Below are 18,494 nucleotides of genomic sequence, written 5' to 3'. Positions count from 1 at the left end.
CGCGCTCTTTAGGGTGGGGAGCAAATACCCTGTCGACCGTGCGCTGTCAACCATGTCAGGGCTTTTTCCCGCTGCTCTCAGCGTAGAAGCTGTGTAACATGGCCCATCTTGCGGCCTGATCGTGCTTCGGTCTTGCCATAAAGATGCACCAGCGTGTCGTCAAGGCGCAGCCACTCCGGCAGCGCCAGGATGTCGTCGCCGATCAGATTCGTCATGACACAATCCGAATGGCGATCAGGATTTCCGAGCGGCAGGCCGGCGACGGCGCGGATATGCTGCTCGAATTGCGAGATGACGCAGGCGGCTTCCGTCCAGTGACCGGAATTATGGACGCGCGGCGCCATTTCGTTGGCGATCAGGCTGCCATCGGCAAGCACGAAGAACTCGATGCCGATGACGCCGACATAGCCGAGCGCCGTCAATATCTTTTCCGCAGCTTTCCTGGCCTCGGTGGCAGTCTGCTCCGAAATGCTCGCCGGCAGCGTCGATGTGTGGAGAATGCCGTTGCGATGGACGTTCTCTGCCGGATCGTAGCAGGCGACCTTCCCGTCGCTTCCTCGCGCAGCGATGATCGAAATCTCGCGCTCGAAGGATATGAAGCTTTCGAGAATGAGGGGCACGCTTCCCAAGGCTGCATAGCCGCCCTCGGCGCTGTCGGCGGCGGAGCGATAAACGCGCTGGCCTTTGCCGTCATAGCCGAGGCGGCGGGTCTTCAGCACGCCTTGCCCACCGAAATCGGCAAGCGCCGTTTCGAGATCGGTCTGGCTGTCGACGGCATGGAAGCGGGCCGTCGGAATGCTACAGCCGTTGATGAAGCTCTTTTCGGTCAGCCGGTCCTGCGCCATTTCCAGCGCCTTGGGTGGCGGATAGACCGTTACCTGCAAGGCAAGATCCTCAGCGGCGGCCACGGGGACGTTTTCGAACTCGTAGGTCACGACATCGCAGCGCTTCGCCAGCTCGGCAAGCGCAGCTGCATCATCATAGGTGGCGGCGATCTGCGCGTTGGCGACATGGGCGGCCGGGCAATCGACCTGCGGTTCGAGGATGATGGTGCGGAAGTTCAGGCGTGCAGCCGCCATGGCCAGCATGCGCCCGAGTTGGCCGCCGCCGATGATGCCGATCGTCTTCACGTTCATAGGTCGTCCATCGGATATTCGGCGACTGCCGCGCTCTGGCGCGCGCGCCATTCATCGAGCCGGTCGGCGATCTCTTCGTCGCCAAGAGCGAGGACGGCAGCGGCAAGAAGGGCGGCGTTGACCGCGCCGGCCTTGCCGATCGCAAGCGTGCCGACAGGAATGCCCGCCGGCATCTGCACGATCGAGAGAAGGCTGTCCTGCCCGGAGAGCGCGCGGGATTGCACCGGCACGCCGAAGACCGGCAGCGGCGTCATCGAAGCCGCCATGCCCGGCAGGTGCGCTGCGCCGCCGGCGCCGGCGATGATGACCTTGAAGCCCTCGTCCTTTGCGCCCTTGGCGAAGTTCATCAGCCTGTCCGGCGTACGATGAGCGGAAATGATGCGCGCATCATAGGTGATTTCAAGCGCTTCCAAGGTGTCCGCGGCATTCTTCATGGTCTCCCAGTCGGACTGGCTTCCCATGATGATGGCGACAGGCGGTCTTTCGGTCATCATCGTTGCCTTGTGCTCCTCAGGCTATGATATCGGGGATGATCTGGTCTTCCAGCTTGGTCAGCTTGTCCTTGATGACGAGCTTCTTCTTCTTCATGCGCTGGATACGAAGGGCATCGCAGCCCGTCTGGATCATGGCATTGATTGCGGCATCATAATCCTCGTGTTCCTGGCGCAGCCGCGCCACGATCAGCCTGATTTCCGCCTGTTCCTGATCGGCCATGTTCATTTCCCCAGCATATCGCGGAATCGTGTTCGTTCCGCCTCCTGAATTCCGCAAGCTCCTATCACCAAATGGCGGTAACGGGAAGTTATCCTTCATCACGAATTTGCCGCCTATAGGCCACGTTTTCGCCTTCGACAATGGCCGGATATTGTGGCACAGTGGGAGGGTTGACACCTAGGGCCTTGGCGAATGGATGGTCAGGGCCCTTAAAGAGGAAGGAAGGGTCATATGACTGTTCAAGCTCATCTTGAATCGCTCGAAAAGAAACATGTCGCGCTCGAGGAGGCGCTGCATCTGGCAATGTCATCTCCCTCTAGCAATGATACGGAAATAGCCGACATCAAACGCAGGAAACTGCGCGTCAAGGACGAAATCCAGCGTCTGCGTTCCTCCGTTCACTGAGGCAACGCTTCCAAAGTTCAAAAAAGCCATCGATCTTGGGGGCAAGAGAGGCAGATCGAAAGGTCTTGAGGCAATTTCCCAGCCAGGATCAATGAGCATTTCCGTCAAAACGGATGCGCCAGCGTCATAGCGTCGAAAGTAGGGGTTGGCGCAATTTTCCCCATCTTATGCTAGTATCGTCGAAGATGACTCTCGGCTCGCCGTGGTCACCCGGCAAATCTTGCAAGGTGCCGAAATTCGAGGTGCCGGGATGATATCATGACGACAATCGTGCTGGCGGCGTTCATCGAGAGCGGCCGGGTTTTGATGGCGCGTCGCGCCGCAAACAAGCAGCATTATCCGGGACATTGGGATTTGGTTGGCGGCCATGTCGAGGCGGATGAGCCTATCGTTGCCACGTTGATCAGAGAGGCCCGCGAAGAGGTCGGCGTTACACCTGTCATCTTCCGCTATTTGGGCTTCTTCAAAGATAGCCGATACGAAACCACCTATCATTTATATGAAGTCACAGGCTGGTCCGATGGATTGCCCAGATTGATCGGAGACGAACATACCGATTTGGCATGGGTGGCATTGGACGGTGCTAGTCTCGTCGCGCCATTGGCCCATCCAGAAGTCATGTCGTTTTTATCACCGGATTAGAGCCTTTCCGCTTTTCTTTGAATCGCGAAAACGCTCTATCCTTTTGTTTCTACGTAATTCCGGACGGAAAACCGCTACGCACTTTTCCTGGAATTGCTCTAGCTTGAGGAGCGGCAGGCCAAAACCGCCGTTCGTGCTGTCATGCCGTCGCCATTTCCAGAATGCCGCAAAGGCGAAGGGCCTGTTCAGGACCAGAACTGATCCAGCCACAAATTCAGCTTGTCGAAGCCGCGGCTGTTGACCGCGTAGATGCGCTTCGTGCCTTCATTGGTGACGGAAACGAGGTTGCTGTCGAGCAGCGCCTTGAGATGCTGCGAAACCGCCGGGCGGCTGATTGGCAGGCCCTGCGCCAGTTCGTTGACCGTCTTGGGTGCGCGGCGCAACTCTTCCAGCAAATGACGCCGGTTCGGGTCCGCGATGGCTGCGAAAGGGTCCATGGTCGACATGGCGGAAAGCTACGTCAAAGACCAAAGAGCGGCAAGTTAATTGTGCGCTGCATGATAACTAGCGTCCGTTACATCCTATTTTTGTAGCTGCGGAGGCAAGACATTGGAAAAATCGGTCATGTTCTCGTCGGATTTCTTTTTCCAATAGGCGGCTTGCGGTGGGTCTTTGGGCACTCCCTGTCCCTGTTCATATAGCTTGCCGAGCCAAAATGCGGAAAGTGGCTCGCCTTGCGCCGCAGCACTGCGGAACAATTGGGCAGCTCTCGTGTAATCCTGGGGCACGCCGCGACCGGTGAGATACATTTCCCCAAGGGCGAATTGCCCTTTCGCAATGCCCTGATCTGCAAGTTTCTGAAACCAATAGACTGCCTGCGCGTCGTCCTGTTTTACTCCACGTCCGTAAGCATAGAGGCTTCCGAGCATGCCTTGCGCGGCCACGTCGCCGTTGAGCGCTCTATCATGATAGAGTTTGAAGGCTGTTGCGTAGTCGGATTTCAGATAGGCGGTAAACGCTTCATCCGGATCGGCCGAGGCCGCGGTGTGAGCAGTGCAAAGTGCAATGCTCATTACCAATGCCGCTATCATGCGCCCTGATTTCATTTGGTTCATCGCAATTTTTCCTCGCGAGCCATCAGCAGTTCCTCAGCTTTATTTGGGTTGGATTGCGAACGCCACCCTCAGGGTTGCGTCGGCGGCAGTCTTCAACTTTCGGACAGGCCGTGCGTGGGTCAGCGTCTGTTTCCTCTTGTCAGCGAGTTCTAACGGATTTACTCACAAGCATCGAATGGGTGCGCCATCCCTGATAAATGAACGCAAATATGGAAGCTCGCATGACCGTGCCCGAAGACCGTTGCCGCCTCGTTCTCATCGTTCCCGACGTTGCCGATATCGAGCAGCGGGTGACGGCGGTGGCCGATGCCTTAAGGGGTGGGGACGTCGCTTCGGTGATCATTCCCCAGTATGGCCTTGACGACGGGACCTTTCAGAAACATGCCGAAAAGCTTGTGCCGGTCATTCAGGCCGCCGGTGCGGCAGCGTTGATTGCCGGCGACAGCCGCGTGGCGGGCCGTGCCAAGGCCGATGGGCTGCATATTGCCGGCAATATCACCGAGCTTACCGAAGCCGTGGAAAAATTCGTGCCGAAGCTGATCGTTGGCGGCGGCAGCGCAGCCGACAGGCATGGCGCGCTGGAGATAGGCGAACTGCGGCCGGACTATATCTTCTTCGGCAAGCTCGATGGCGACATCAAGCCCGAGGCGCATCCGAAAAACCTGGCGCTCGGCGAATGGTGGGCCTCGATGATCGAAATTCCTTGCATCGTCATGGGCGGCACCGATCCGAAGTCGGCGCTGGACGTCGCGTTGACGGGTGCCGAGTTCGTCGCGCTGCACAAGGCGGTCTTTGCCGATCCTGCGGCAGCCCCCTCGATCGTTGCGGAAGTGAATGCGCTTCTGGACGAAAAAGCGCCACGGTTTGAGGATTGATAGCGATTCATGTCGTCAGCGCCTCGATTCCGCCATCGATCCTTCCTTGCCGTGCTTGCAGCCGGGCTTGCCGCATTTCCATTGCTGGCTGCAGCGCAATCGGGCAGCGGCGATACAGCGTTGCCGGGTGTTTCGCGGCCGGCGGACAAGGGTGCGCGGCCTGATGACAACGCACAATCCGATGACGATACAACTGTGCCGGATGCGCCGCAGCACAACGATAATGTCATGACGCGTCCCCTGGGGGCCGATGCCGGCACCTTCAAGACCGAAAAGATCCAGCCGGGCGCGGAGCCGAAAGCCGATAGTGACATCAAGCCATCCCAGGGTGTCGGCGTTTTCGAGCGCATGGGGGCGAACCTGCCCGACCTGCCGCCGGAAAAGCCCTTCGCCGGCAAGGTGGACGATGCCTATGGCGCCTTCCAGCGCGGCTATTACCTGACCGCTTTTCAGAAGGCATTGCCGCGGGCGCAGCTTGGCGATCCGGCCGCGCAGACCCTGATTGCGGAGTTGATGGCGCAGGGACTGGGGGTCAAGCGCGATACCAAGGATGCGGCCTTCTGGTACAGCAAGGCGGCAGAGGGCGGCGATCCCACGTCGATGTTCAAATATGCGCTGATCCTGATGGAAGGGCGCGATGTGCCCCGCGATCAGAAGAAGGCCGACGAATGGATGAAGAAGGCGGCCGAAGCCGGGCAGCCTTCGGCGGAATTCAACGTGGCTCAGATGCTGACGGCCGAAAATCCCGGTCTGAAGGGCCTGCAGATGGCACTTCCTTATTATGAGAAGTCCGCCGAGCAGGGCATTGCCGACGCGCAGTACGCCGTGTCGCAGCTCTATCTGAACCTTCCCGACTTGCCGCCGGAAAAGAAGGCGCGTGCGCGGGAATGGCTGTCGCGTGCCGCCAATGCCGGCTTCGATACCGCACAGCTCGATATGGGCATCTGGCTGATCAACGGCACCGGCGGCGATCAGGATTTGGAAAACGGCTTCAACTGGATGCGAGTTGCCGCCTATCGCGGCAATGTCGTTGCACAAAACAAGCTGGCGCACCTTTACATCAATGCCATTGGTACGAAGCAGGACCCGGTGGCTGCAGCCACTTGGTACGTCATTTCCCGCCGCGCCGGCCTGAAAGATCCCGAGCTTGAGGACTTTTATCAGGGGATCGAGGATTATCAGCAGAAGGCGGCCATCGACGCCGCCAACAAGTATCGGCGCGCGCGCTAATAGAGAGTCGAATTCAACCCGATCAGAGCGGATCTGACGTCAGTTTGCGCCTGCCATAGCCTCACCACTTGAAATTCCCGCGATTTTATGGTCTTGAGGCCGCCAATCTTTATTTCCGCTGACGCTCCCGCTCCGTCGGGGCCTGCTTTCAGGCCCGATCAGCGCTTTCTGCATTATCCAAGGAAACCCGATGGCCCGTTCTGCTCTTCTCAATGTCATGGTTCAGGCTGCCCTCAAGGCAGGCAAGTCGCTCAGCCGCGATTTCGGCGAAGTGCAGAACCTGCAGGTTTCGGTGAAGGGACCGGGCGATTTCGTCAGCCAGGCGGATCTTAAGGCGCAGAAGATCATCCGCGACGAGCTGATGAAGGCGCGCCCTACCTACGGTTTCCTCGGCGAGGAGGGCGAAGAGGTTAAAGGCACGGACGGCGCGCATCGCTGGATCGTCGATCCGCTCGACGGCACCACCAACTTCCTGCACGGCATTCCGCTGTTCTCCGTCTCGATCGCGCTCGAGCGCAATGACGAGATCGTTGCCGGCGTCATCTTCAATCCGGCGACCGACGAACTCTATACGACCGAGCGTGGCGGCGGCGCATTCCTCAACGATCGCCGCCTGCGTGTCGCCTCGCGCCGCGTGCTGTCGGATAGCGTCATCGGCTGCGGCGTTCCGCATCTTGGCCGCGGCAATCACGGCAAGTTCCTTGTCGAGCTGCGCCATGTCATGGGTGAAGTTGCCGGTGTGCGCCGTCTCGGCTCCGCATCGCTCGATCTAGCTTATGTCGCCGCCGGTCGCTTCGACGGCTTCTGGGAAACTGGCCTGTTTCCCTGGGACATCGCAGCCGGCATTCTGCTGATCCGCGAAGCCGGTGGTTTCGTTTCGGATTTCCATGGCGGTACCGACATGCTCGGCACCAATTCGATCATCTGCGGCAACGAGCATATTCAGAAGGCACTCGCCGAAGTGGTTAAGCGGCCGATCCCGACGAAGTAAGCCATTCCTCCGTTCGCTTTTTCGAATGACAAAACAGTCTGTTGCCAATGGACTGTTTTGTGCTTTCCGTCTCTTCAATTCGGCACAATGTTGCTCTAGTCTCCGCCTGCGGAAGATGCGGTGTCGGAGCGTGTGATGGAAAATGTGAATCTGTCGGATCTCGGATCGACCGACAACGTATCGGGCAATTATGCCTATAAGCTTTCAAGCCCGATGGCCTTCTTCTGGACGATGGTTCTCTTCCTGGTCATCGTCGGCTTCATCGTGGCCATTCTGTTCCGCCAGGCGCAGGTCGCCTTCCTGCACAATCCCGGCCTCAACGGTCTGATCGTCGGCGTTCTGGTCGTCGGCATCCTGCTCGTCTTCAATCACGTGCTGATGCTGAGGCCGGAGGTTCGCTGGTTCAATCATTTCCGTGCCGTCGGCAATGCGGACAAGGTCGGTCGCAATCCGCGGCTCTTGGCGCCGATGCGGGCGCTGCTCGGCAACCGCCGCGCCATGCAGCTTTCCACGGCGACGCTGCGCTCGATCCTCGATTCAATTGCAACGCGCCTCGACGAATCGCGCGATACGTCGCGCTATCTCATCGGGCTTCTCGTCTTTCTCGGCCTGCTCGGCACCTTCTGGGGCCTGATCGGCACCATCGGCTCGATCAATGACGTCATCCAGGGCCTCGATGCCGGCACCGGCGATAGCGGCGATATTCTGAGCGCCCTCAAATCCGGTCTTTCCGGCCCGCTGGTCGGCATGGGCACGGCCTTCTCCTCCTCGCTGCTCGGTCTTTCCGGGTCCCTGATTCTCGGCTTTCTCGATCTGCAGGCCGGCCGCGCTCAGAACCGCTTCTATACTGAGCTCGAAAACTGGCTTTCCTCGGTGACGGATGTGGGTTCCGACATCGCCCCGGTCATTGAAGGCGCGGCGGGCGCCTCCTCGGAAGACGTGCGGGCATTGTCGGACTATCTGCGCAAGATTGCCGACGAGGGCGGCGGTCAGCGCTCGGTGACGGCCATGGCGAACCTTGCGGAAGGCATTCAGGGCCTCGTCAAGAACATGCGTAACGAACAGCAGATGCTGCGCGACTGGATCGAAGCGCAGCAGGAAGAGGCCAAATCGATGCGCCGCACGCTCGATCGTCTTGCGGACCGGATCGGCCACACCGAGAAGACCGGGAGCAAGTAAGCCATGGCGCTCGCCCGCAACCGACGCCATCAGAGAAGCGTCGACTATTGGCCAGGCTTCGTGGATGCGCTGTCCACGCTGCTGATGGCGATCATGTTCCTGCTGACGGTATTCGTCGTCGGCCAGTTCATTCTCAGCCGCGAAATTTCCGGGCGTGACGAGGTGCTCAATCGCCTCAACAGCCGCATCAACGACCTGGTGCAGCAGCTGGCGCTGGAAAAGAGCGGCAAGCAGGACCTGGAAGACGCGGTTGCAAATCTGCAGGCGTCGCTGTCATCGGCGGAAAGCGAACGCTCGCGGCTGCAGGCATTGCTCGCCGCGGGTTCCGGCAACAGCCAGGCGGCGGAACAGCGCGCCGGCTCGCTTTCGCAGGAGCTCGACGCGCAGAAGCAGGTGAGCGCGCGGGCAATGAGCCAGGTTGATCTCCTCAACCAGCAGATTGCCGCCTTGCGCAGCCAGATTGCCGCCGTGGAGGCTGCTCTTCAGGCATCGGAGGCCAAGGACCAGTCCTCACAGGTGAAGATCGCCGATCTCGGGCGCCGGCTGAACGTCGCGCTGGCGCAGCGGGTGCAGGAGCTGAACCGCTATCGTTCCGACTTCTTCGGTCGCTTGCGCGAAATCCTTTCGGACCGCGACAATATCCGCATCGTTGGCGACCGCTTCGTCTTCCAGTCCGAAGTGCTGTTTCCTTCCGGCGCTGCCGATCTCAATCCGGCGGGACAGGCGGAGATGACCAAGCTTGCGGCGGCTCTCATTGATCTCGCCAAGGAAATTCCGCCTGAGATCAATTGGGTGCTGCGCGTCGACGGCCATACGGACAATGTTCCGCTTTCGGGAACTGGCCGTTATCCCGACAACTGGGCGCTGTCATCCGCACGCGCCATCGCTGTCGTCAAATTCCTGATCTCACAGGGCGTTCCCGCCGACAGGCTCGTTGCCGCCGGCTTCGGTGAATTCCAGCCGATCGCCCCCGGCGATACGCCGGATGCCCGCGCCACCAATCGCCGTATCGAGCTGAAACTGACTGAAAAGTAGTCGCTCAACCGATCTTCGGCGAGATGAGATCGAGACGGTGCTGCAGGAATTGCCGCACGGCCTCGCTGTCACTGAGGCCGATTGCGGTTCGATAGGCACTGGAGGCGCTTTCTGCATCTCCAGCCTCGGCGAGCAGGTGGGCGCGCACGGCCCAATAAGGCTGATAGTTGACAGTTTCGCGCTCGGCCATCCGCTCAAGGAGAGCCAACCCCGCAGCAGAACCTTCCACTTTGCCCGTCACCGCCGCGTGGCCGACGCGCGCGCCGGCCGTCGGTTTCATGATCACAAGTGCTTCATAGAGCTTGGCCAGAGCGGCCCAGTCGGTCGCGCCGGAGCGTCGCCGGTCGGCATGCACGGATTGGATCGCAGCCTGGCACTGGAACGGACCGAAACGCCCGAACGCGCCAGCCTTTCGCAACAGATTATCGGCTTCCACGATCATTTCGGCATCCCAAAGGGCCATTTCCTGTTGGTCGAGAGGGACATATCGTCCATTCGCGTCGCGCCGTGCTTCACGACGGGACTGGCTGTAGAGCATCAGCGACAACAAGCCCGCCGCCTCCGGCTCCTGGGGCAGGGTCGCAAGCAGAGTGCGGCCGAGCCAGATGGCCTCATCCGCCAGGGATCTCTGCTTGCCGATCTCTCCGTCGACCCCGTCCCAGCCGAGGCCATAGGCGGCATATATCGCCGAGAGCACGCTTTCCAATCGGTCCGGCAACGCGGATCGCTCGGGAACGATAAAAGGAATATGTGCGTCGCGGATCTTGATTTTCGCCCGCACCAGCCGCTGGCTCATGGCCTGCGGCGAAACGAGGAAGGCCTTTGCGATGGTTGCGGCATCGACGGCCAGTACGGATTGCAGCATCAGCGGGGTGTGAGCCGAACGATCCAAAGCCGGATGAGCGCAGACGAAGAGGAGCTTCAAGCGCTCATCCGGAAAAGTGGAATTGTCGGCATTCATGCGTTCCTCCGCTTCTTCGAAGGCCATCATGATCCTGTCGCGCGCTCCGGCCCTGACATTTTCGTGCCTGAACCCGCGAAGGAGGTTGCGCTTGGCTGCAACCAGCAGCCAGGCTTCCGGATTGTCGGGGATGCCGCGTTCCGGCCAGGTACTCAACGCTGCCGCGATCGCATCGGACAAAGCGTCCTCGGCCGCCGGCACGTCGCGGAAGCGCGCGGCGAGAAAAGCAATCAGCTTGCCGTAGGATTGACGCGCCGCTTGCTCGGCAGCGCGTCGGGCATCCAATGCCATGATGTTACATCTGCAATCGCGGCCGTATCTCGACCGAGCCTTGCTGGGAGATCGGTATGCGCAGAGCCCATTCCAGTGCGGCATCGAGATCCGGCACGTCGATCAGATAGAAGCCGCCAAGCTGCTCCTTACCGTCAGGGAAGGGACCGTCCTTTACCTCATGGTCCTCACCCTGGCGACGAACGACCGTTGCCGTTTCTGGCGCGGTCAATCCCGCGCCTCCCGTCATGATGCCGGCCTGGATGAGCGCTTGCGTGTAGGCGATCCAACCGTTCTTATAGGTCGGATCGGCGCGACGTTCAAAATCCTCGGCTGATTCACGGATGATCAAAGCATATTGCATGAGATAGATCTCCCATTTGCAGTTTTGACGATGGCCGGACGGCGTGCCTGCAAAGCTGAATGCCGGAATATACAACACCGCTGGCAAAACGGCTTCCTGCCGCTTCGACATAATGAGCCTCGAGCCGAGGCGCATTCGACATTCGCGAAAAGATTTTTGAAATTCGCTGCCCAAAAATCAAAACGGCCGGCATACCCAAGGGCAGCCGGCCGGAAATGGCTTTACAGCGGATACTTGACGCGAAGTCTTAGGCCGTTGCGATGGTCTGGTCGTCGATGACGGCGCCGCCGACGTGAGCCTTGATCGATTCGATGGCATGCAGGGCCGAGGCTTTCGCCTTATAGCCTTCCGAACCGAACATGGTTTCGCCGTTCGAGGCCTTGAAGCGGAAGCGAAACTCGCCGGCCTTGTCCTTGTAGACTTCAAATTTATACATGGTTCTCGTCTCCTAGAATCGCGTCAGCGCGGGATAACGCTGAAAATCTAGCTCAACTTTGAAACTATTTCCACAAGGTTGTATTTGGCGCGATTTGCCCGGTTATCGCTATCTCGCGATCAGCATATGTTCCTCGATGCCGGCGTCGAATTGCAGGCGCGCAAGCTTGGCGTAGATACCGCCGTGGCGGATCAGGCTTTGATGCGTGCCTTCCTCGACGATGCGGCCCTGATCGAGCACCAGAATGCGGTCGGCCTTGAGCACGGTCGCCAGGCGGTGGGCGATGACGAGGGTCGTACGCGCCTCCATCAAGCCTTCCAGCGCCTTCTGCACCAGCGTCTCGCTCTCGGCGTCGAGTGCGGAGGTCGCCTCGTCAAGCAGGAGGATCGGCGCATTCTTCAGGATGGCGCGGGCAATGGCAACGCGCTGGCGCTGGCCGCCTGACAGCGTCACGCCGCGCTCGCCGACCTGAGTGTCATATCCTTCTTCCAGGCGCGAGATGAATTCATCCGCCTGTGCGGCCATCGCGGCGGCACGCACTTCGTCGCGCGAGGCGCCAGGGCGGCCGAAGGCGATGTTGTCATGAATGGAGGCGGCAAAGATCGTGGTGTCCTGAGGCACGATGGCGATGCGCTCGCGCAGTGCATCCGGCAGGACGTCGCGCGCATCGACGCTGTCGATAGCGACGCGACCTTTCTGCGGATCGTAGAAGCGCAGCAGCAGCGAAAAGATGGTGCTCTTGCCGGCACCAGACGCGCCGACGATCGCGACTGTCTCCCCCGGTTTCACAGAGAAGGAGAGCCCATGCAGAGCCGATCTATTTGGTCGCGACGGGTAGGAGAAGTGGACATCGGAGAATTCGACGCGGCCCTGTGGCGGCTGCGGCAAGGGCAGGGGATTGACGGGGGCGGCAATGGGGGACACTTCGGCAAGCAGCTCGCCCAGGCGGTCGGCAGCACCCGCGGCCTGGGACAGTTCGCCCCAGACTTCCGACAGGGAGCCGAGCGAAGAGCCGGCGATGACGGAGTAAAGCAGGAACTGGCCGAGCGTGCCGGCCGACATGGTGCCGGCGAGAACATTCTGCGCGCCGACCCAGAGAACCGCGACAATGCTGCCGAAGACCATGGCGATGGCGAAGCCCGTCAGCAGCGAGCGGGATCTGATCGCCGCGCGCGCCGCCCGATATGCATCCTCGACGGCGCTGCCATAGCGCTGAGCGGCGGCGTCCTCGCCGTTATAGGCCTGAATGGTGCGGTTGGCCGCGATGGTCTCGTTGGCATAGGCCGATGCCTGCGCCAGCGTCTCCTGCGCGGCGCGCGAGCGTTTGCGCACCGAGCGGCCGAAACTGACCAGCGGCAGGACGATGATCGGAATGGCGATCAGAACGATGCTCGACAGCTTCGGGCTGGTGACGATCATCATGATGACGGCGCCGAGACAGAGGATGAGGTTGCGCAGCGCGACGGAGGCAGTAGCGCCGACCGCGGACTTGATCTGTGTCGTGTCGGCCGTCAGCCGCGAGACGATCTCGCCCGACTGGTTGACGTCGAAGAAGGAGGGCGACAGCCGCGTGACATGATCGAAGACTTCGCGGCGCATGTCGGAGACGATGCGCTCGCCGATGGAGATGACGAAATAGTAGCGCAGCGCGCTCGCGGCGGCGAGCAGCAGGGCCATGATCATGATTGCGACGAAATAGCTGTCGATCAGGCCACGGTCGGCCTCATCGAAGCCGTGATCGATCATGCGACGGACGGCGACCGGCAGAGCAAGCGAGGTGACGGCGGCGATGACGAGCGATATGATTGCGCCTGCCACCATGCCCCGATATCGCCTGAGATAGGGTGCCAGTCGTCCGAGAGGACGGATTGAACGGTTTTTCTTTTCCTCAGCCTGGCCAGTCTCTGACAAGTCGTCTCCAATCCCCATATCAGCAAGGGACTTGACGTTTCGCCCCTTGTTATCGCCGCTGCCTTCATGTATAGGCACGCCATCTTAATTGGAAGCCGTGGCCTTTAACGGACTGCGGCTTCATTTATTCAATCGGTTCGGTTGCCGCAATGCCTTGCGACAAATGGACCCTGGCATGACAGGAAGATTGTTATGAAGGCCAACATTCATCCCGACTACCACACGATCAAGGTAGTCATGACCGACGGCACCGAATATGAAACCCGCTCGACCTGGGGTTCTGAAGGCGCTGTCATGAACCTCGAAATCGACTCCAAGTCCCATCCGGCTTGGACCGGCGGCAACCAGCAGATGATGGACCGTGCCGGCCGCGTTTCGAAGTTCAACAAGCGCTTCGGCGGTCTCGGCATCTAATCGCATTGCGATTTGCTGTTTGAAAAGAGCCCGGCTTGGCCGGGCTTTTTTGCGTTGATATAATTGTGCGGCGCCTCATCTCGCGCGCCGCAGATAATCGGCCCGATCGAACGGGTTTGCGCCTGCGCGCTCGCGCACATGCCGTAGGCCCGACAGCGGTGCATAATGGTCGAAGGCGTGATCCAGGACGCCGGCTCCTGCCGACAATCCCGGCAATTGCCTTTGGATGGCCTGGATCATCGATGATGACACCGTACCTTCCAGCCGCGCCAATCCATCGTCGATCAGCGATCTTCTCATCGATGCGCCGGATTTCGCGAGCAGGCTGTGCACGGCGGCGAGCGCCGTTGCCGGTATCTCGATGTGAAAATGCTCGATGGGCTCGCAGAGGATGGTTTGGGCTGACAGCAGTGCGGAAGCGAGCACCAGCGGCGTCAGCTTGCGAAAATCCACCGCCGTGCTCGCCGGCGAACTCTGTCGCGCCGCCGTCATGGCGACATGGCAATCGATGATCTGCCATCCCAGGAGACCCTCCTTCAGCGTTTCGAACGTGGCTTCCTCGACAGCGCGATAGAAGCTTGCGGGCATCTGGCCGACCTCCACCTCCAGGGCGAAACTGTTGCCGGCGCCGTCCAGCCGAGGCTCGATGCGCAAGCCGACCGTTGCGAGAAACGGATTGGGCTCCTTGAAGATCAATTCGACGGCGCTTCCGGTTCCAGCCAGCCTTTCGACATAGATGACGGTGCTTTCCTCGAAAGCGATGTCCAGGCCGAACTCGGTTAAGAGGGTTGCCTGGATGACCTCTTTCTGCACCTCGCCGTAAAGCGAGACATAGATGTCGCCCGTCTCCTCATTGCTGCGCAGGTTAATGAGCGGGTCCTGCTCTGCAAGTTGACCGAGAGCCAGCCAGAGTGCGGCATTCTCTGACGGGCGCATGGCGCGGATGCGGGTTTCCAAGGTGGGTGGCGCGAAGTGACGAAGCGTGCCGGGCGGTCTTTCGATGCCGATCCAATCGCCGATCCGGGCATTCGGGAGGCCGCCGACCTTGGAGATCTGTCCCGCGCTGATCTGCGCAACCTTGTCTGTCCGGCCATCGCGGAAAAGCTGAAGGCTGCTGACCTTTGCGGAGCCGTTCGCCGTCTCGATATCGTCGCGAAGACCGATCGTGCCCGATGCCATGTAGAGATAGGCGAGCTTCTCGCCACCCCATCCGCGTTCGATCTTGAAGATTGTCCCGGAAACCGGGCTGTCGGGGTTCGGCTGCCGGCTGGGCAACAGGGTTTCGATCGCCGAGATCAGGGCAGGGATGCCGAGGCCCCGTGTCGCTGCACCGGCAAATGCCGGATGGATCAGAGACTTCGCCACCTGATCGGCAAGGGCCTGTTCCAGCCTCTGCCGCGTCAGGCGCTCCGCGGCCAGAACGTAATCCTCCAGCAAAGCCTCATCGTCGGCTGAAAGCGTTTCGCATAGGCGCGAGAAATGGGGATCGCTTCCGATATCGGCAGCCTCCACGGTGGCGAGCCTGCTGCTACCGGCGTTGCTGACATCAGACATGGCGACCGGACGAACCGCCAACTGGCTCGCAATATCCTCAAGAACCTCATCATAGCGGGCGCCGAGGCGATCGACTTTGTTGATGAAGAACACGAAGGGGATGCCGAGGCGCCGCAATGCTCTGACGAGCACGCGGGTCTGCGATTGCACGCCTTCGACCGCCGAAACCACGACCACGGCGGCATCGAGCAATTGCAGGATCCGTTCGATCTCGGCGATGAAATCCGGGTGGCCCGGCGTGTCGATGAGATTGACAGTCACGTCACCGATGGTGAACGACACCACCGCCGCTGCGATGGTGATGCCGCGTTGTCTTTCGAGTTCGAGACTATCGGTCTGTGTGCTGCCGGCGTCGACGCTGCCGAGTTTGTCGATTATGCCGATGTCGAAAAGGAGCCGTTCCGTAAGGCTAGTCTTGCCCGCGTCTACATGGGCGAGAATGCCCAGATTCAATGTGCGCATGGTCCATCATCTTCTCAGAATTTCGGATGTGATTTTCGTGAGAAGTGAGTCGGCGCATTGGGTCCTCCACGCGGATTCGATGTTGGCTCGCCGTCTCCCGTTTGAGAGGCAGGCGCTCTTTTTTACAGATGTTTCGCGGAATCCGTCAAGCTTTGCCCGATTTCTACTCAGGGCTTAACTCTGTGTGCGGCTTGTTCGGAGTTTGGGATGATTGCCCAAAACAAAACCGGCCGCGCCAGGCACGACCGGTTCGAATTCATTATTTGTAGCGTGGGGCTCAGTTGCCGCCGAAGGCGGTCTGCAACAGGGTCAGCTGCGCCTTGACGCTGTTCTGGTTGTCCGGAACGATTGCGGGTTCCGTCGGACGGTAGATTTCGCGGTCGAGGATGGCGACGCGGTTCTGGAGGCGCAGCGAGCGCTCGACGAGATCGCGGAAGGATTCCGGAAGATCGTTCCAGCCCGGAGCGTTGCGGTCGACATTGAAGCCATCGAGGCGAACCTTGTTCTTTTCGGCAAGTACCTGATCGCGCGACATTTCGCCGTTGTTGACGGCGCGCTGCAGCAGCAGCCAGGAAGCCATCTGCATGAGGCGGGTGGTCAGCCGCATGGATTCGGCGGCGTAGAGTACGGAGGCCATGCGCGGCAGAACCTTGGAAGCGGCGCGGCCCTGGCCATCGAGATAGCCAGCGGTTTCCTCGACCAGCGACATGCCTTCAGAATAGAGTGCCCTGAACTGTGCCGACGATGCGGCGTGGCCAGCAAAGCTGATCGTGTTCAACCCAAGTTCCGACATCGAATAAATCCCTGCTTCACGCAACACTTTTGTTCAGGAAAAGCCGGTCAAGTCCCTAAGAGCTTTCGGCATCCGCTTTTATGACTTTAAGATGGTCATTTTAACTGAAATTCGCAAGGCGATTCTTAAGAAAGGGTTAATCTCCACAGTTTCGGCGAGGTCCGTGATACAGGACAAAAAAGAAGAGCCGCAGAAGCGGCTCTCAAGGTAAAACAGGGAGAAAAATCAGACCAATTCGCCAAGTGGAGGAACTGTCTGAGTCCAGAGCGAATCTGGATGGTCATAGTAATATGTCGTAAAGCTTAATATTCAGTTGAGCATGCATTAATCCTGGACTGCACCGCACAGATTTTGAGCTACAGCCAAGCGCCTTGGAGCACAGTATCAGAAGCGGAAAAGACTATCCGCCGCCTTGCGGCCGGAGGCCTTGGTGGCGATTTCCTCTTCCAGCCGGGCTATCTCGCCCTGGAGCAATGCGACGCGGTTCTTCAGCTCGTCCACGGATAGCAGCGATAGATCGCTACCGATCTCGTGGGCGGACGGCGGCTTGGGACGATCATCATCGAAAATGCTCATTTCGGCTCCTCCTTCCCTCTGCGAGGGGGTCAGGTGCCGTAATTTACAGTTATATCGTCCTTTTTTGAAGTCTCGCTTCGCGCGAGCGCCATGCTCTCCGGCGTGATCATCTGTGCGTTGGCCGACGGCATGGTCGTATAGGCGTCACGATCGCCCGCCGGCTTGGCGGCGCGGCGGCGGCTGCGGAAGATCGAATAGGAGGTAATCAGCACGTGGGCGATGGCGGTGACGAAGAACAGCGAGTAGGGGCCGATGGAAGACATGACCGGGCCGCTCAGCGTCGGGCCGATGATCGTGCCGATGCCATAGAGCAGCAGCAGCCCGCCTGAAACCTTGACGAAATCCTCCGGCGCGGCGAAGTCGTTGGCATGGGCAACGGCGATCGGATAGAGCGTGTTGGCGACGGCGCCATAGACGACGACCATGCCAATAAGGAAGAAGGGGCTGCCGGGCTTCAGCAGGAAGAGCAGAATGCCATCGATCGCGGCGATTGCAGCCATGCCCGCCAGCACGTAACGGCGGTCGATGCGATCGGACAGGCGGCCGGCCGGCAGTTGCATGACGGCGCCGGCAAAGATGGTCAAGCTCATCATCAGCGCGATGTCGCTCTCGGAGAGGCCGGCATTGGCGCCGAAGACGGCGCCGAGCGTGCCATAGGCGCCGTTGGCGATGCCGACGAGCAGAATGCCGATCGAGGCGACGGGGGAGTTGCGATAGAGCGCCTTGAGGTCAAGGCTGACGGCCTTCAGCGGCTGGGGCGAGGCGGCGGTCGACAGCGTCGTCGGCAGCATGGCGACGCAATAGCAGATGCCGCACATCATGAAGAGGATGGGCGTGTGGATATCGGCGAAGGGCACCATCATCTGGCCGGCGACGGCGCCGATCAGCGTGATGCCGATATAGAGCGAGAAGATCGCGCCGCGGCTTTCGTTGGTGGCGCGCTCGTTGAGCCAGCTCTCGATAATCATCGAGGTGCCGGCGGTGCAGAAGCCGGTCACGGCGCGAAGCACCACCCACGAGGTCGCATCGACGACGATGCCTGTCAAAAGCGCGATGATGGCGATGACCGAGATGAAGCCCGAAAAGGCACGGACATGGCCGATGCGCCTGACCAGCTTCGGGGCCGTCAGGCAGCCGAGCACGAAGCCGGTCGCCCAGGTGGTGCCGAGCAGGCCGAGCGTCGTCGTCGCATAGCCTTCGGCCGTACCGCGCACCGGCAGCAGCAGGCTGTGCAGGCCGTTGCCCGTAAACAGGAATAGCGTGCCGAACAGCAGAGCGAGTACCGGCAATATGTTTCTTTTCATGCTCCCCACCTTCATGCGGCTCCATTTTTGGGAGCCGATAAGACAGGATCCCGCCCTGCCTGTTTTCGCTATTGATTGTGTCCCGGATTGCCGCTATCGGCCTGTAGAAACAGTCTGTTGGCGCGGAAAAATGTCCGTCCTATGACGATTAGAGCATGATCGCGAAAGCCGTGCAGCGGTTTTTGGT

Annotated in this window: 21 protein-coding genes; 8 read left to right on the top strand and 13 right to left on the bottom strand. The window is 60.1% G+C overall.

Annotation, left to right across the window (positions count from 1 at the left end; all coding sequences use genetic code 11):
- Positions 1–77 precede the first annotated feature (77 nt).
- From AC13Q5_RS10360 to AC13Q5_RS10350, 3 genes are read right to left on the bottom strand one after another with little or no spacing between them, the layout of a single operon-like run.
- Entirely contained in the window at positions 78–1,136 is a 1,059-nt protein-coding gene (locus tag AC13Q5_RS10360) for a 5-(carboxyamino)imidazole ribonucleotide synthase (protein WP_488501599.1), read from the bottom strand.
- Positions 1,133–1,627, bottom strand: a complete 495-nt coding sequence (gene purE / locus AC13Q5_RS10355) for a 5-(carboxyamino)imidazole ribonucleotide mutase (RefSeq protein WP_075851911.1) — start codon at positions 1,625–1,627, stop codon at positions 1,133–1,135. Before purE ends, AC13Q5_RS10360 begins: the two co-directional genes overlap by 4 nt.
- 19 nt (positions 1,628–1,646) lie before the next feature.
- Positions 1,647–1,850: a YdcH family protein gene (locus tag AC13Q5_RS10350; protein ID WP_075851912.1), complete on the bottom strand. Its 204-nt coding sequence runs from the start codon at positions 1,848–1,850 to the stop codon at positions 1,647–1,649.
- Positions 1,851–2,081: 231 nt separating this feature from the next.
- On the opposite strand from AC13Q5_RS10350, the gene AC13Q5_RS10345 reads away from it, so the two are divergent.
- Both AC13Q5_RS10345 and AC13Q5_RS10340 read left to right on the top strand, forming a co-directional pair.
- Positions 2,082–2,255, top strand: coding sequence for a YdcH family protein (locus AC13Q5_RS10345; protein ID WP_047629072.1), 174 nt, complete (start codon positions 2,082–2,084; stop codon positions 2,253–2,255).
- A 258-nt stretch (positions 2,256–2,513) separates the two neighbouring features.
- Complete coding sequence (locus tag AC13Q5_RS10340) at positions 2,514–2,897, top strand: NUDIX hydrolase (RefSeq protein WP_075851588.1); 384 nt, start codon at positions 2,514–2,516, stop codon at positions 2,895–2,897.
- A gap of 185 nt (positions 2,898–3,082) precedes the next feature.
- On the opposite strand, the gene AC13Q5_RS10335 is transcribed toward AC13Q5_RS10340, so the two are convergent.
- Positions 3,083–3,343: an ArsR/SmtB family transcription factor gene (locus AC13Q5_RS10335; protein WP_015341040.1), complete on the bottom strand. Its 261-nt coding sequence runs from the start codon at positions 3,341–3,343 to the stop codon at positions 3,083–3,085.
- Positions 3,344–3,418: 75 nt separating this feature from the next.
- Positions 3,419–3,952 (bottom strand): tetratricopeptide repeat protein, encoded by a 534-nt coding sequence (locus AC13Q5_RS10330; RefSeq protein ID WP_457878960.1) that lies wholly within the window; start codon positions 3,950–3,952, stop codon positions 3,419–3,421.
- 221 nt (positions 3,953–4,173) lie between these two features.
- Between AC13Q5_RS10330 and AC13Q5_RS10325 the strand changes: the two genes are divergently transcribed.
- The 5 genes from AC13Q5_RS10325 (at position 4,174) to AC13Q5_RS10305 (ending at position 9,262) form a co-directional block, all read left to right on the top strand.
- Positions 4,174–4,827, top strand: a complete 654-nt coding sequence (locus AC13Q5_RS10325) for a thiamine phosphate synthase (RefSeq protein WP_075851909.1) — start codon at positions 4,174–4,176, stop codon at positions 4,825–4,827.
- A gap of 9 nt (positions 4,828–4,836) precedes the next feature.
- Positions 4,837–6,057, top strand: a complete 1,221-nt coding sequence (locus AC13Q5_RS10320; protein ID WP_075851587.1) for a tetratricopeptide repeat protein — start codon at positions 4,837–4,839, stop codon at positions 6,055–6,057.
- Positions 6,058–6,247: 190 nt separating this feature from the next.
- On the top strand, positions 6,248–7,048 hold the full coding sequence (locus AC13Q5_RS10315) for an inositol monophosphatase family protein (protein ID WP_075851586.1): 801 nt from the start codon (positions 6,248–6,250) through the stop codon (positions 7,046–7,048).
- Positions 7,049–7,183: 135 nt separating this feature from the next.
- Positions 7,184–8,227: a flagellar motor protein MotA gene (locus AC13Q5_RS10310; protein WP_075851585.1), complete on the top strand. Its 1,044-nt coding sequence runs from the start codon at positions 7,184–7,186 to the stop codon at positions 8,225–8,227.
- 3 nt (positions 8,228–8,230) lie between these two features.
- Positions 8,231–9,262, top strand: a complete 1,032-nt coding sequence (locus AC13Q5_RS10305; protein WP_075851584.1) for a peptidoglycan -binding protein — start codon at positions 8,231–8,233, stop codon at positions 9,260–9,262.
- A 4-nt stretch (positions 9,263–9,266) separates the two neighbouring features.
- On the opposite strand, the gene AC13Q5_RS10300 is transcribed toward AC13Q5_RS10305, so the two are convergent.
- From AC13Q5_RS10300 to AC13Q5_RS10285, 4 genes are all read right to left on the bottom strand, one after another.
- Positions 9,267–10,514 (bottom strand): RNA polymerase sigma factor, encoded by a 1,248-nt coding sequence (locus AC13Q5_RS10300; protein WP_488501598.1) that lies wholly within the window; start codon positions 10,512–10,514, stop codon positions 9,267–9,269.
- 4 nt (positions 10,515–10,518) lie between these two features.
- A complete protein-coding gene (locus AC13Q5_RS10295; protein WP_075851908.1) occupies positions 10,519–10,857 on the bottom strand; it encodes a YciI family protein in 339 nt (112 codons plus the stop codon).
- 247 nt (positions 10,858–11,104) lie between these two features.
- The gene (locus AC13Q5_RS10290) at positions 11,105–11,293 is read right to left on the bottom strand and encodes a YegP family protein (RefSeq protein WP_068400257.1); all 189 of its coding nucleotides are present in this window, start codon (positions 11,291–11,293) and stop codon (positions 11,105–11,107) included.
- 108 nt (positions 11,294–11,401) lie between these two features.
- Positions 11,402–13,222, bottom strand: coding sequence for an ABC transporter transmembrane domain-containing protein (locus tag AC13Q5_RS10285; protein ID WP_488501635.1), 1,821 nt, complete (start codon positions 13,220–13,222; stop codon positions 11,402–11,404).
- A 174-nt stretch (positions 13,223–13,396) separates the two neighbouring features.
- On the opposite strand from AC13Q5_RS10285, the gene rpmE reads away from it, so the two are divergent.
- Entirely contained in the window at positions 13,397–13,618 is a 222-nt protein-coding gene (gene rpmE, locus AC13Q5_RS10280) for a 50S ribosomal protein L31 (RefSeq protein ID WP_034503571.1), read from the top strand.
- Between the two features lie 75 nt (positions 13,619–13,693).
- On the opposite strand, the gene AC13Q5_RS10275 is transcribed toward rpmE, so the two are convergent.
- The 4 genes from AC13Q5_RS10275 to AC13Q5_RS10260 form a co-directional block, all read right to left on the bottom strand.
- Complete coding sequence (locus AC13Q5_RS10275) at positions 13,694–15,634, bottom strand: GTP-binding protein (protein WP_488501597.1); 1,941 nt, start codon at positions 15,632–15,634, stop codon at positions 13,694–13,696.
- A 277-nt stretch (positions 15,635–15,911) separates the two neighbouring features.
- Positions 15,912–16,427: a protease adaptor protein RcdA gene (gene rcdA / locus AC13Q5_RS10270; protein ID WP_047629085.1), complete on the bottom strand. Its 516-nt coding sequence runs from the start codon at positions 16,425–16,427 to the stop codon at positions 15,912–15,914.
- 384 nt (positions 16,428–16,811) lie between these two features.
- Positions 16,812–17,003 (bottom strand): DUF1192 domain-containing protein, encoded by a 192-nt coding sequence (locus AC13Q5_RS10265; protein ID WP_488501596.1) that lies wholly within the window; start codon positions 17,001–17,003, stop codon positions 16,812–16,814.
- Between the two features lie 29 nt (positions 17,004–17,032).
- On the bottom strand, positions 17,033–18,307 hold the full coding sequence (locus AC13Q5_RS10260; RefSeq protein ID WP_488501595.1) for an MFS transporter: 1,275 nt from the start codon (positions 18,305–18,307) through the stop codon (positions 17,033–17,035).
- Between the last annotated feature and the right edge of the window lie 187 nt (positions 18,308–18,494).

The sequence above is a fragment of the Martinezella sp. CNPSo 3964 genome (assembly GCF_057784375.1).
Note: the sequence above shows the minus strand (reverse complement) of the source record. Positions and strands in the feature narration are given on the sequence as shown.

What these genes read in the sequence shown, in the direction of transcription:
- rcdA (WP_047629085.1), bottom strand. Translation starts at nt 16,427, where the DNA reads ATGTCGGAACTTGGGTTGAACACGATCAGCTTTGCTGGCCACGCCGCA.
- AC13Q5_RS10290 (WP_068400257.1), bottom strand. Translation starts at nt 11,293, where the DNA reads ATGTATAAATTTGAAGTCTACAAGGACAAGGCCGGCGAGTTTCGCTTC.
- AC13Q5_RS10320 (WP_075851587.1), top strand. Translation starts at nt 4,837, where the DNA reads ATGTCGTCAGCGCCTCGATTCCGCCATCGATCCTTCCTTGCCGTGCTT.
- AC13Q5_RS10350 (WP_075851912.1), bottom strand. Translation starts at nt 1,850, where the DNA reads ATGGCCGATCAGGAACAGGCGGAAATCAGGCTGATCGTGGCGCGGCTG.
- AC13Q5_RS10310 (WP_075851585.1), top strand. Translation starts at nt 7,184, where the DNA reads ATGGAAAATGTGAATCTGTCGGATCTCGGATCGACCGACAACGTATCG.
- AC13Q5_RS10275 (WP_488501597.1), bottom strand. Translation starts at nt 15,634, where the DNA reads ATGCGCACATTGAATCTGGGCATTCTCGCCCATGTAGACGCGGGCAAG.
- AC13Q5_RS10335 (WP_015341040.1), bottom strand. Translation starts at nt 3,343, where the DNA reads ATGTCGACCATGGACCCTTTCGCAGCCATCGCGGACCCGAACCGGCGT.
- purE (WP_075851911.1), bottom strand. Translation starts at nt 1,627, where the DNA reads ATGACCGAAAGACCGCCTGTCGCCATCATCATGGGAAGCCAGTCCGAC.
- AC13Q5_RS10300 (WP_488501598.1), bottom strand. Translation starts at nt 10,514, where the DNA reads ATGGCATTGGATGCCCGACGCGCTGCCGAGCAAGCGGCGCGTCAATCC.
- rpmE (WP_034503571.1), top strand. Translation starts at nt 13,397, where the DNA reads ATGAAGGCCAACATTCATCCCGACTACCACACGATCAAGGTAGTCATG.
- AC13Q5_RS10260 (WP_488501595.1), bottom strand. Translation starts at nt 18,307, where the DNA reads ATGAAAAGAAACATATTGCCGGTACTCGCTCTGCTGTTCGGCACGCTA.
- AC13Q5_RS10315 (WP_075851586.1), top strand. Translation starts at nt 6,248, where the DNA reads ATGGCCCGTTCTGCTCTTCTCAATGTCATGGTTCAGGCTGCCCTCAAG.
- AC13Q5_RS10305 (WP_075851584.1), top strand. Translation starts at nt 8,231, where the DNA reads ATGGCGCTCGCCCGCAACCGACGCCATCAGAGAAGCGTCGACTATTGG.
- AC13Q5_RS10340 (WP_075851588.1), top strand. Translation starts at nt 2,514, where the DNA reads ATGACGACAATCGTGCTGGCGGCGTTCATCGAGAGCGGCCGGGTTTTG.
- AC13Q5_RS10295 (WP_075851908.1), bottom strand. Translation starts at nt 10,857, where the DNA reads ATGCAATATGCTTTGATCATCCGTGAATCAGCCGAGGATTTTGAACGT.
- AC13Q5_RS10330 (WP_457878960.1), bottom strand. Translation starts at nt 3,952, where the DNA reads ATGAACCAAATGAAATCAGGGCGCATGATAGCGGCATTGGTAATGAGC.
- AC13Q5_RS10345 (WP_047629072.1), top strand. Translation starts at nt 2,082, where the DNA reads ATGACTGTTCAAGCTCATCTTGAATCGCTCGAAAAGAAACATGTCGCG.
- AC13Q5_RS10265 (WP_488501596.1), bottom strand. Translation starts at nt 17,003, where the DNA reads ATGAGCATTTTCGATGATGATCGTCCCAAGCCGCCGTCCGCCCACGAG.
- AC13Q5_RS10285 (WP_488501635.1), bottom strand. Translation starts at nt 13,222, where the DNA reads ATGGGGATTGGAGACGACTTGTCAGAGACTGGCCAGGCTGAGGAAAAG.
- AC13Q5_RS10360 (WP_488501599.1), bottom strand. Translation starts at nt 1,136, where the DNA reads ATGAACGTGAAGACGATCGGCATCATCGGCGGCGGCCAACTCGGGCGC.
- AC13Q5_RS10325 (WP_075851909.1), top strand. Translation starts at nt 4,174, where the DNA reads ATGACCGTGCCCGAAGACCGTTGCCGCCTCGTTCTCATCGTTCCCGAC.